Below are 11968 nucleotides of genomic sequence, written 5' to 3' on the forward strand. Positions count from 1 at the left end.
GGAGCGCGGGCTGCCCAGTGCCCGTGCGCGTGGCCGTGCCCCGGCCGACCTGACGACTGATTAACATCGGTTAACCTCCGTCGGTTATGCTGACGGCTTCACTACGACTGTCGAGCAGCGGCCCGGTGCCGCCCGCAGCGGCGGTCGCCGCCACCGCAGGGAGCCGCACCCGCATGATCACCCGGCCCGCGCCCGATCCGCGCCGGCGACCGAACGCCTTCACGGCGCTCACGGTCGCGGGCGCGCTGCTCGTGGTGCTGCGGCATTCCGGCCCGATCTTCGGCGGCGACGCCGAGACGTCCTGGTTCCAGACGCTGCCGCCGCTCGGCATCTACGTTCTGCTCGCCGTGAGCGGATTCCTGCTGGTGCAAAGCTGGGAGCGCCGACCGAACCTCGCCGTCTATGCGGGGGCGAGAGTGGTGCGCATCTTCCCGCCGCTCGCGATCGTCGTGCTGCTCACGGTGTTCGTGCTCGGCCCGCTGACGACGACGCTCGACGGTGAGCTCTACTTCTCATCGCCCGAGACCTGGGCCTACCTCGGCAACATCGCGCTCAACCCGCATTACTTCTTGCCCGGGGTGTTCGCCGACAACCACTATCCCTTCGCCGTGAACGGCTCGCTCTGGTCGCTGCCGGCCCAGTTCGCGTGCTACTTCTTCGTGCCGGTGGTGGCCGTGCTGCCCGCGCGCCCGGCCCGTGGCGCCCTGTGGATCGTGCTCGGCATCGTCGCCGCGGTGGCGTCGCAGCTGCCCGCGCTCGCGACCTTCTCGGTGTGGGGCAGTGCTCCGCAAGACGTGCTGCGGGTGTGGCCGGCATTCTTCTTCGCGGCGGCCCTGCGCGAGCTGGTCGGCGCACCCCGCGTGCGGTGGGGCGTCGCCGCCGCCGCGCTGCTCGCCGTCGTGCAGCTCTGGCTGCCGGCGCAGCTGCAGCTCGCCGACTGGGCACTGGTGCCGGTGGCGGTCGCAGCGATCGGCTCCGCACCGATCCCGGTCGTGTCGGCGGCCGGGCGCTGGGGCAATCCGACCTATGGCGCCTTCCTCACCGGCTTCCCCATCCAGCAGACCCTCGCCGAGACGTTCGGCACCGATCACGCGGCGGCTCTGCTCGTCGCCTCGCTGGTGCTCGCCCCCACCGCGGGCTTCGTGCTCGCGCGCACCGTCGAGCAGCCACTCACAAACGCTTTTCGGCGCGCGACCAGGGTGCGTACAGGGCCCGTCAAGGCGCTGCCGGAACCTCTCGTGGCATGAGACGACCGGTCTCAAACAAGGAAATGTGAATTCGCTATGCTGATGCCGCCTGACACGGTGGAGACCCTGGTTCCCGTTGTTCGACCACACCTGATCAAAGGGATTGCACGATGACCACCGACCTCACACCCGCGCGCAGAATCGCCGCGCACGCCGACGCCTCCGGTGTTCGGCCGCTCGGCCCGCACGAAGACGACAGCGCCCCCGACCAGCACGCCGACGATGCTCTGCTGCCGATCGTGCGGAGCGCCCGAGACCTGAGCGCGGCAAGCACCGAGCTGCTCGAAGCCGCCATCGCTGCCGGGTCGCTGCACCGCCGTCACGTCGACCCGTCCCGGGCCAACGTGCTGCGGGCCCTGGCGCTGCCCCGTGAAGCCCGGGTGCTCGAGATCGGCGCCGGGTACGGCGCCATCACGCGCTACCTCGGTGAGACGGTGGCGGTGGTCGACGCGCTCGAGACGGAGCACGCCCGCGCGGCGGTCGCCCGCGAGCGCACCCGCGACCTCGCGAACGTCGAGGTGTTCGCCGGCGTTCTCGCCGATCTGCCGGCCGAGCCGGCCTACGACGTGATCGTCATGGTCGACGTGCTGGAACACGTCGGCCACGGTTCGGCCGATCGCGCGCCCTACGTCGCCTTCCTGCGCGAAGCGGCCTCGCGCCTCGCGACAGGCGGCCGCATCGTGCTCGCCATCGAGAACAAGCTCGGCGTGAAATACCTCGCCGGAGCACCCGACGATCACACCGGGCGGCTGTTCGACGGCCTCGAAGACTACCCTCGCGGCACCGGCGCCCGCTCGTTCAGCCGCGCCGAGCTCCTCGTGCTGCTCGAGCAGGCCGGGCTCACCTCGCGCACCCTGGGCGCCTTCCCCGATCACACGTCGGCTCGTGTGGTGCTCGATTTCGACGACGTTCCGGATGCCGCCACGGAGCTGCTCCATCGCATCCCGTCGTTCCCGAGCCCCGACACCGCCGGGCGCCGGGTGGCGCTCGTCGACGAAGGGCTGCTCTGGCGCAGCCTCGTCGACGCGGGGGTGGGGCGCGACTTCGCCAACTCGTTCGTGGTGATCGCGACGGCCGAGGCCGCCGATGACGCGCTCTGGCCGTCGGCCACGCTCGCGCGCTTCTTCTCGCGCGACCGCACCCGCGACGCCTCGGCCTCGACCACCGTGTGGCGCGAGGGCGACACCGTGCGGTTCTCGCGATCGTTCGCGGCCGACCCCTCGCCCCTCATCTCGACCGAGATGGCGGAGTCGGAGTTCGTGGCGGGCCGCGCCTTCGACGAGGTCTTCGTGGCCGCCGACGACGACGAGCGCCGCCGCCTGCTGACGGCCTGGAGGCAGCTCGTCGACGCGTCGGTCGACGCGGAGGGAGTGCCGATCGACGCCATTCCGCAGAACGTGCGGGTGGAGGCATCCGGAGCGCTGCGGCTGATCGACATCGAGTTCCGGTCGCCCGACGTCCGCGTCGAGTTCGTGATCGAACGCGGGGTGCTGTGGCTCGGCACCCAGCTCGCGTCGACGACCGCCCCCGAGGTGTGGCCGCAGTACGGCCGCATCCGGGAGCTCGTGGTGGGTCTCGGAGCACTGGCCGGTCTCGACCCGTCGGGGGCCTGGGTGAGCGCCGCCGTCGAGGCGGAGGCCCGGTTCCAGGCGGAGGTCACCACCCGGTTCGCCGGGCCCGACGCCGTGGGGCTCTGGCAGAGCGAGCTCGATCGCATGCTCGACTCCGACCTCATCGCCGGGCCGCTCGGACTGCGAGTGAACGACGTGCTCAACAGCGCGGAGGGGCGCCTGGTCGACCTCGCCGCCGAGCTCGCCGAGACCGAGCAGCAGCTGGCGACCGTGACCGGCGAGCTCACGGCCGAACGCGCGGCCGCGGAGGCCGCCGTGCTGCGGCTGGAATCCGAGTTGCTCGCCACGGCGCAGCGGGTGACCGAGCTCGAGATCCGGCACCAGGACACCGAGTTCCAGCTGCGCGCGGCCGAGAACGAGCTCGGCACGGCCCGCAGCGAGGGTGCCCGCCTGCTGCACCAGAGCCAGGACGAGACGTTCGTCGCCCGCAGCGAGCTGCAGGCCCTGCAGTCGTCTCGCGCGTTCCGGGCCCTCGCGTTCTCGCGCCGCCGGCTCGACCGGCTGGCGCCGTGGGGCACGCACCGCCGCGGTCTCTACGAGCGCAGCCTCCGGGCGGTCGGTGTCGCGGCACGCACCGTGCGTCGCGCGCCGGCGGCGGTGCCCGCGCCGCCCCGGTTCGCCATGCCCACGGCCGACGTGCCGCTCGTCAGCATCGTCATCCCCATCCACGGCAAGTGGGATTTCACCGAGCGCTGCCTGCACTCGCTCATCCGCTGCCACAACGGTGAGTCGTTCGAGGTGATCGTGGTCGACGACGCCTCGCCCGACGATTCGTTCGCCCGCCTCGAGGAGTTCGAGGGCGTTCGCGTCGTCGCTCTGGCGCAGAACGCCGGTTTCACCCGGGCGGCCAATGCCGGCATCCGTGCGGCCCGCGGCCGTCACGTGGTCATGCTGAACAACGACGCCGAGGTGACCCACGGCTGGCTCGACGCCCTGCTCGACGCGGCCGAGCTGCCGGGAGCCGGCATCGTGGGCGCGAAACTCGTCTACCCCGACGGGCGGTTGCAGGAGGCGGGCGGCATCATCTTCCGCGACGCGAGCGGCTGGAACTACGGCCGCTACGGCGACCCGAACGCGCCGGAATACAACTTCCGTCGCGAGGTCGACTACTGCTCGGGCGCCGCCATCCTGATCACCCGCGCCTTGCTCGACGTCGTGCCCGGCTTCGACGAGCGCTACGCGCCGGCCTACTACGAAGACACCGACCTCGCCTTCGAGGCCCGGCGCCACGGGCTCACGGTGGTCTACGAGCCGCGCTCCACGGTCATCCATCACGAGGGAATCTCGCACGGCACCGACGAGGCCTCGGGCACCAAGAAATACCAGGCGATCAACCGCGAGAAGTTCCTCGAGAAATGGGCGGTCGAACTCGAGGGCCAGTTCGAGAACGATCCGTCGGTCGCCACGGTGGCCTCGATGCGGCGATCGGGGCGCCGCACGGTGTTCATCGTCGACCACATGGTGCCGCGCTGGCGGGAGGACTCCGGGTCGCTGCGCATGCAACGCCTCATGACCACGATGATCGAACTCGGCTACGACGTCGTGTTCCTTCCCGACAACCGCGACCAGGCGCAGCCCTACACCGCCGAGCTGCAGCGGCTCGGCGTGTTGGTCTGGTACGGCTGGGGAGACATCTGGGCGCACCTCGAGGCGATCCGCGACGTGGTGGCGCTGGTCGTGCTCTCGCGGGCGACGGTCGCCTCGACCTACATCCGTCACGTGCGCGAGGTGCTGCCCGATGTGCCGCTGGCGTTCGACACGGTCGACCTCCACTTCCTGCGCGAGCAGCGGCGCCTCGATCTCGCCGCCGGCGGCAACGCGAAGTCGGTGCACGCCATGCGCGAGCTCGAGCTGGCGATCGTGCGGGCCTCCGATCTGACGCTCGTCGTCTCGGAGTTCGAGCGCAGCGTGCTGCAGCAGCTGGAGCCGCAGAAGCCGGTCTACGTGCTCTCGAACTCGCACGACAGCGTTCCGGTGTCCGAAGCGCTGCCGCGCACCGAGATCACCTTCGTGGGCAGCTTTCAGCACAACCCCAACGCCGACGCGATCCGCTGGTTCGTGCGCGAGGTGTTCCCGCTCGTCAGACAGCAGGTGCCCTCGGCCCACCTCTCGGTCGTGGGGCGCTTTCCGCCCAGCGATCTGCTCGACGTGCCGCATCCGGGCATCGACTACCTCGGCTGGGTCGAGGATGTCGCTCCCGTTCACGCCCGCAGCATCGTGTCAATCGCGCCACTGCGCTACGGCGCCGGTGTGAAGGGCAAGGTCGGCGACGCCTGGGCGCACGGGGTGCCGGTGGTGATGACCGCGCTCGCGGCGGAGGGCATGCAGGTCGACGACGGCCGAACCGGCATCGTCGCCGACACCGCCGAGGAGTTCGCGGCCGCCGTAGTGCGGCTGCACCGCGATCGCGAGCTGTGGCAGAGCATCTCCGACCAGTCGCGGGCCCACGTCGACCGCGTGTTCGGCCGCGAGCGGCTCGTGCAGGCGCTCGCGGAGATCCTCGAGTTCCAGGTCGATGACGCCGACGCTGCTGCGCCGGGCTCGCCGGGCGCCGACGGGCCCGTGGAGTGGGAAGAGCGGCCGGTTGGTTAGACTCGGTGCGTGCAATTCCGCGAACTGAGTATTCCTGACAGCTACGAGATCACGCCGAAGCAGTTCGGCGACGATCGGGGCGTGTTCCTCGAGTGGTACCGCTTCGACAAGCTCGAAGCCGAGATCGGCCACTCGCTCGACCTCGCTCAGGCGAACACGTCGGTGTCGAAGAAGGGTGTCGTGCGCGGCATCCACTTCGCCGACATCCCGCCGTCGCAGGCGAAGTACGTCACGGCCACCCACGGTGCGGTGCTCGACTTCGTCGTCGACATCCGGGTGGGCTCGCCCACCTATGGCCAGTGGGACTCGGTGCTGCTCGACGACGTCGACCGCCGGGGCATCTATCTCGCCGAGGGCCTCGGGCACGCGTTCGTGGCGCTGACGGATGACGCCACCGTCTCCTACCTCGTCACTTCGACGTTCGCGGCCGAACGCGAGCACGGCATCAATCCGCTCGACCCCGAGATCGAGCTGCGGTTCCCCGACGAGGCCGGCAACCTGCTGCTGTCGCCGAAGGACACGGATGCCCCGAGCCTCGCCGAGGCGGCGGCATCCGGTCTGCTGCCCACGTGGGACGAGGCGAAGGCGTTCTACGCGTCGCTCAACGAGGGAGGCCGCTGATGCGCGGAATCATTCTGGCGGGCGGGTCGGGCACGCGGTTGTGGCCGATCACGAAGGGCATCTCGAAGCAGCTGATGCCGATCTACGACAAGCCCATGGTCTACTACCCCCTGTCGACGCTGATGATGGCGGGCATCAACGAGGTGCTCATCATCACCACCCCGGAGTACAACGAGCAGTTCAAGGCGCTGCTCGGCGACGGCAGCGAGCTCGGCATGCGCATCGAATATGCGGTGCAGCCCTCGCCCGACGGCCTGGCGCAGGCGTTCATCATCGGTGAGGAGTTCATCGGCGACGAGAGCGTGGCCCTGGTGCTCGGCGACAACATCTTCCACGGTGTGGGGCTCGGTTCGAGCCTGCGCAGCAACGACGAGATCGACGGCGCCCGCATCTTCGCCTATCACGTGGCGAACCCGCGGGCGTATGGCGTGGTGGAGTTCGACGACGACTTCACGGCGGTGTCGATCGAAGAGAAGCCGGTTCAGCCGAAGTCGAACTACGCGGTGCCCGGCCTCTATTTCTACGACAACTCGGTGGTCGAGATCGCGAAGTCGATCGAGCCCTCGGCGCGCGGCGAGCTCGAGATCTCGACCGTGAACGAGCGCTACCTCGAGCGCGGTGACCTGCACGTGCAGGTGCTCGACCGCGGCACCGCCTGGCTCGACACCGGAACGTTCGAGTCTATGATGCAGGCCTCGGAGTACGTGCGGGTGATCGAAGACCGGCAGGGCTACAAGATCGGCTGCATCGAGGAGATCGCGTGGCGCGCGGGCTGGATCGACACCGCGCAGCTCGCGAAACTCGCGGCACCGCTGGTGAAGAGCGGTTACGGCGCCTACCTCGAGACCCTCATCGCCGCCGACGACTGACCCCACCACTCGGGGCGTGGCTCCCTCGCGGCAGGCGCTCGAGGCCCTAGCGTGTGAGCGTGCGCTCCCTCAGTTCCCGACCTCGCCGGCGCGGTCTGCGTTCCCTCGCGGTCGTCGCCTTCGCTGCCGCGGCCCTCGTCGTCGCCTCCGGACTGAGCGGCCCCGCGGCCGCGGCGACGGCGGCTGACGAGCCGCCGATCGAGGTCGCGCCCACCGAACTGCCGCGCATGTCGGACTACCCGGCCGCGGAGTTTCTGAGCGAGGCGGCCGAGCTGCCCGGGGAGCTCGCCACCGCCGTCGAGCGCGACCTGGGCGAGACCCCCGAGGAATACCTCGCCCGGGCGAACGCGGCCGCCGACGCCTCCGACGTGGTCGAAGCGCTGCAGGCGAGCGGCATGAACCTGCTCGGGTCGAGGCTCGAGGGCACGACCCTCGTCGTCAACGTCGCGAACGACACGGATGCCGCCACGGTGCAATCCCTCGGCGCGACAGCCGAGGTGGGCGAGCCGCCCGCGACCGACTACTCCGACCGCCACCTCGAGGCGCTCGCCGACATCGTGGGCGGTCAGGGCTTCCAGTTCCTGGCCGAGGGCTACACTTGGGTGTGCTCGGTCGGCTTCACGGGGCGCTACAAGGCCTACCCGCAACTGCAGTTCGTGACATCCGGGCACTGCATCGAACCCGACCACGCCGACGGCACCTATTACTACGAGTCGAAGCAGTCGTCGGCCGGCTCGACCCCCTCCCGCGGCGGCATCATCGGCGCGCCGATCGCCGACCAGTACAAGTTCGGCGGGGGAGCCGACGTGGGCGCCGTGGGCGTCTCGCCGGCCTGGGGAACCCAGCCCACGGTGTCGACGTGGGGCGGTGGCGCCGGCGCGCTCGGCGACGGCAACCCGGTGACGGTCACCGACCTCACCACCGGTGTGGTGGGGTCGCCGATGTGCAAGTCGGGCCGCACCACGGGGTGGACCTGCGGCGAGATCCTCGTGGTCAACGAGTCCTATCCCGTCTACAACCGCGCGGGCGTGCCGCAGTTCGTCAACCTCACGCTCACCGACGTGTGCGCGCTGCCGGGCGACAGCGGCAGCGCCGCCATGATCGGCAACAGCGCCTTCGGGCTGGGGTCGGCCGGCGACTGGGTGAACAACTGCGACCGGGCGAGCCAGCCGAACGCGATCACCGCCTTCTTCCCGCTGCTCACGACCGACGGCTCGCCCAGCGTGGCCACGGCGCTGCCCACCTTCGAGCTGGGAGTGCAGCTCGCCCAGCCCACCTACGTGCGGCCGTCGTTCGTCGGCGACACCATCCGCGGCACCCTCCAGAACGCGGGGCCGCGGCACCGTGTGGTCGTCACCATCGACGGAACGGCCTACAGCGTCACCCCCGGCGCCGGCGGCCAGTGGTCGCTGCCCATCCCGGCCGCCCTGCAGACCGGCAAGCACACGTTCACCGTGGGTTCGCACTGGGGTGACGTCACCGACTCGCCGGTGGTGAGCGACAGCTACGAGCTGCTGCCCACCCGCCCGACCGTCGAGCGCGTCGACGGGGCCACCCGCTACGACGTGGCGGTGAAGATCTCACAGCGCAGCTACCCGGGCACCGCTCCGGTCGTCTACGTCGCTGCGGGCAGCAACTACCCGGATGCGCTGAGCGCCGCGCCGGCGGCCGTGAAGCAGGGCGGCCCGCTGCTGCTGACCCCCGGCGATCAGCTGCTGCCGGTGGTGTCGGCCGAGATCGCCCGGCTGAAGCCCGCGAAACTCGTGGTCGTCGGCGGCGCCTTCTCGGTCAACGACGCCGTCTTCGCCCAGCTCGCCGCGCTCGTGCCCGACGCCACGCGCATCGCGGGCGACGACCGGTTCGCGGCATCCCGCGCCGTGGCGGCCTTCGCGTTCGGCACCACGGCCAAGAGCTTCGTGGCGACGGGCACCAACTTTCCCGACGCCCTGTCGGTGAGCTCGGCTGCCAGCTCACAACGCGTGCCGATCGTGCTGGTGAACGGGCCGGGGGCGGCATCCGCCGGTCAGGCCACTCTCGACCTCTTCCGTGCGATGGGCACCACGCAGACCACCATCGCCGGTGGGCCGAACTCCGTCTCGACCGGCGTCGAGAACTCGCTCGCCGTGCTCGGGCCGGTCACCCGGTTGACGGGCAGCGACCGCTTCACCGCGTCGCAGGCGATCAACCGGGCCGCCTACTCGACGAGCAGCACGATCTACCTGGCCACCGGCCTCAACTACCCCGACGCCCTGGCCGGCGGGGCGCTCGCGGGCAAGGGCAACGCCCCGCTCTACATCGTGCCGACCGACTGCGTTCCCCGCGGCGTCATCGCCGACATCAGCGCCATGAAGGCGAGCAAGGTGGTGCTGCTCGGCGGCGTCAACTCGTTGAACGCGTCGGTCGCGAGCCTCTCGGCGTGCAGCTGGTAGTTCCCTCGGGCGCCGCCCGGTGGCAAGGTGGTGGGCATGCGACACCGCCGTCTCATGACGGCCGTCTCGTCGATCCTCGTCGCGGTGGCGGCCGGGCTGTTCGGGCTCGTCGTCGCCCCGGCGTCGCCGGCGAAGGCCGACACACAGGAGGACCAGGTCTTCGACCGGGTCAACTCCGAGCGCGCGGCGGCGGGTTTGCCGCCGCTGGTGCGTGACGCGCAGATCGAAGCCGCCGCCGAGGAGTGGGCCAACTGGATGGGCACCATCCCTGACCCGCTCACGCACAGCTCGAACGAGTGGCGCGCGTCGCGCCTGCCGGCCGGCTGGAGCGCGAACGGCGAGAACATCGCGGTCGGCCAGACCTCGGCCACCCAGGTGATGACCGCCTGGATGGCCTCGCCCGGGCACCGCGCCAACATCCTCGACGGGCGCTTCACCCGCATCGGCATCGGCTACGCGGCCACCCCGAAGGGCCCGACCTGGGTGCAGATCCTCGGCGCCTACGCGAGCAACCCGCCCCCACCGCCGCTCACTGTCTCGCCGACGCCCACCATCTCGGGCACCGCCCGGGTGGCCCAGACCCTCACGGCCACCGCGGGAACGTGGGGCCCGGCCCCGGTGTCGCTGTCGTTCCAGTGGAACGCGGGCGGTGCACCGGTGGCGGGGGCGACCGCGAGCTCCTTCCTGCCCGACCAGACGCTGGTCGGAAAGACGGTCACCGTGACCGTCACCGGCTCGCGTCCGGGCTACCAGAGCGCCAGCCGCACGAGCGCGCCCACCAGCCCGGTCACCTCGCCGTTCGCCACCGACCGCCTCGCGGGCGCCGACCGCTACGCGGTGGCGATCGCGCTCGCGCAACGCGGCTACCCCGGCACCGCTCCGGTGGTCTACGTCGCGACCGGCGCCACCTACCCCGATGCCCTGAGCGCCGGCCCGGCAGCCGCATCGCAGGGCGGCCCGCTGCTGCTCACCGCGGGCAACGCGCTGCCGTCGGCCGTGGCCGCCGAGATCTCGAGGCTGAGGCCGGCGACCGTCGTGATCGTCGGCGGGCCGGCATCCGTCTCCACCGACGTCGAACGAAGCCTGCGCGCCCTCGCGCCCACGGTCACCCGGGTGGCGGGCGCCGACCGGTTCGACGTCTCGCGCGCCATCGCGCGCACCGCCTTCGGGTCGACGGGGGCCGGCACGGCCTATGTCGCGACGGGCCTCAACTTTCCCGACGCCCTCGCCGCCGGGGGAGCGGGAGGCCACAGCGGCAGCCCGGTGCTGCTCGTCGACGGCACGGCCGGTGCCGCCGACTCGGCCACCCTCGCCACGCTGCGGAGCCTCGGAAGCGCGACGATCAAGGTGGCCGGGGGCCCGCTGTCGGTGAGCGGCGGCATCCAGAGCTCGCTCCTGGCCGTCGGCGGCGTGACACGCCTGGCGGATGCCGACCGCTACTCGACCGGGGTGGTGATCAACCTCGACGCCTATTCCCGGGCGACGAGCGCCTACCTCGCCACCGGTGTCACCTTTCCCGACGCCCTCACCGGAGCGGCGCTCGCGGGTGCTCTCGATGCGCCGCTGTTCGTGGTGCCGACCGATTGCGTGCCCCGCACGGTGCTCGGCGCGCTCACCACGCTCGGGGTGACGCGGGTGACGGTTCTCGGCGGGCCGGCGTCGCTCGCGCCCGCCGTGCAGAACCTGGCGGCGTGCGCCTGGTGACGATGTGGGCGCCTGGTCACGGCGCAGGCGCCGGCCGGGGCTGACGAGGCGGGCGGCGGCCGGGCGGCCGCGGTCAGCGCGCCGAGAGCTCGCGGTAGAACTCGCGCTTGAGGTCGCCGAGCGACCAGTGCTGGTTGGTGTCGTGCAGCACGAACTCGATCTCGACCGGGAGCTTCGCGAGCGTGTAGCCGTGCGACTTGGCGAACCAGGTGAACCAGAGGTCGTCGAGCAGCCAGTAGCGGTCGGGCAGCGCCGTGAAGAACGTGTCGTCGAGAAAGAGGTCGGAGTCGCACACCATGCCGCCCGGGCCGACGTGGTCGACGGGGCCGCCCACCACGGCGGGCACCCGATCGAAGTAGTCGTCGGAGGCGATGGTGAACGCCCAGAACGCGTGCGCCGACTTCGGCCGGTAGGCGTCGAGCGCGGTGCGCACGAAGCCGGGCTCGATGATCTCGTCGTCGTCGATGACGATGATCGGCTGCTGCTTCTGCCGCGCCAGCAGGCGCGCCCAGTAGAACCGCGCGATCGAACCGAGGTTGTAGGGCGTGCGCACCAGGTGCACCGACCGGATGGCGCCGCCGCCCGCGAAGTCGCGCACGGTGTCGCGGTAGTGACGGTGGGCGCGGCGGTTGTTGTTCCACAGATAGAGGTCGATCGGCGGGCTGTCGGCCTGGGCGTCGATCAGCTCGAGCATGGTGCGGAAGTGGTCGGGACGGTTCCACAGGCACATCAGAACGGCCACGGGGGCGGCATCCGCTCGGCCTGCGACCGGCTCGAACCGCTTCTCGGTCGAACGGAAGCGCCCGTCGAGCAGGCGTCGGCGGATGCCCGCCTTCACCCACGATTTCGCCCGACTCGAAATTGTCACCCGCGAA

The 11968-nt window shown here is 71.0% G+C and carries 7 protein-coding genes; 6 read left to right on the forward strand and 1 reads right to left on the reverse strand.

Going from position 1 to position 11968, the window contains the following annotated elements; genetic code table 11:
• The first annotated feature begins 86 nt into the window (after positions 1 to 86).
• The 6 genes from N1032_RS14115 to N1032_RS14140 all read left to right on the forward strand — a co-directional run bounded on the left by N1032_RS14115 (position 87) and on the right by N1032_RS14140 (position 11093).
• A complete protein-coding gene (locus N1032_RS14115; protein ID WP_259539780.1) occupies positions 87 to 1247 on the forward strand; it encodes an acyltransferase family protein in 1161 nt (386 codons plus the stop codon).
• Between the two features lie 110 nt (positions 1248 to 1357).
• Positions 1358 to 5470, forward strand: a complete 4113-nt coding sequence (locus tag N1032_RS14120; protein WP_259539781.1) for a glycosyltransferase — start codon at positions 1358 to 1360, stop codon at positions 5468 to 5470.
• 9 nt (positions 5471 to 5479) lie between these two features.
• The gene (locus N1032_RS14125; RefSeq protein WP_259539782.1) at positions 5480 to 6091 is read left to right on the forward strand and encodes a dTDP-4-dehydrorhamnose 3,5-epimerase family protein; all 612 of its coding nucleotides are present in this window, start codon (positions 5480 to 5482) and stop codon (positions 6089 to 6091) included.
• Positions 6091 to 6960 carry a glucose-1-phosphate thymidylyltransferase RfbA gene (gene rfbA, locus N1032_RS14130; RefSeq protein WP_259539783.1) on the forward strand — a complete coding sequence of 290 codons (870 nt, stop codon included), beginning with the start codon at positions 6091 to 6093 and terminating at the stop codon, positions 6958 to 6960. Before N1032_RS14125 ends, rfbA begins: the two co-directional genes overlap by 1 nt.
• Positions 6961 to 7019: 59 nt before the next feature.
• Positions 7020 to 9389: a cell wall-binding repeat-containing protein gene (locus N1032_RS14135; RefSeq protein ID WP_259539784.1), complete on the forward strand. Its 2370-nt coding sequence runs from the start codon at positions 7020 to 7022 to the stop codon at positions 9387 to 9389.
• Between the two features lie 36 nt (positions 9390 to 9425).
• On the forward strand, positions 9426 to 11093 hold the full coding sequence (locus N1032_RS14140; protein WP_259539785.1) for a cell wall-binding repeat-containing protein: 1668 nt from the start codon (positions 9426 to 9428) through the stop codon (positions 11091 to 11093).
• Between the two features lie 73 nt (positions 11094 to 11166).
• Here the strand turns inward: N1032_RS14140 and N1032_RS14145 are convergent, their stop codons facing one another.
• On the reverse strand, positions 11167 to 11961 hold the full coding sequence (locus N1032_RS14145; RefSeq protein WP_259539787.1) for a hypothetical protein: 795 nt from the start codon (positions 11959 to 11961) through the stop codon (positions 11167 to 11169).
• Positions 11962 to 11968 lie beyond the last annotated feature (7 nt).

This window comes from Herbiconiux daphne (assembly GCF_024979295.1).
Lineage (GTDB): Bacteria > Actinomycetota > Actinomycetes > Actinomycetales > Microbacteriaceae > Herbiconiux > Herbiconiux daphnes.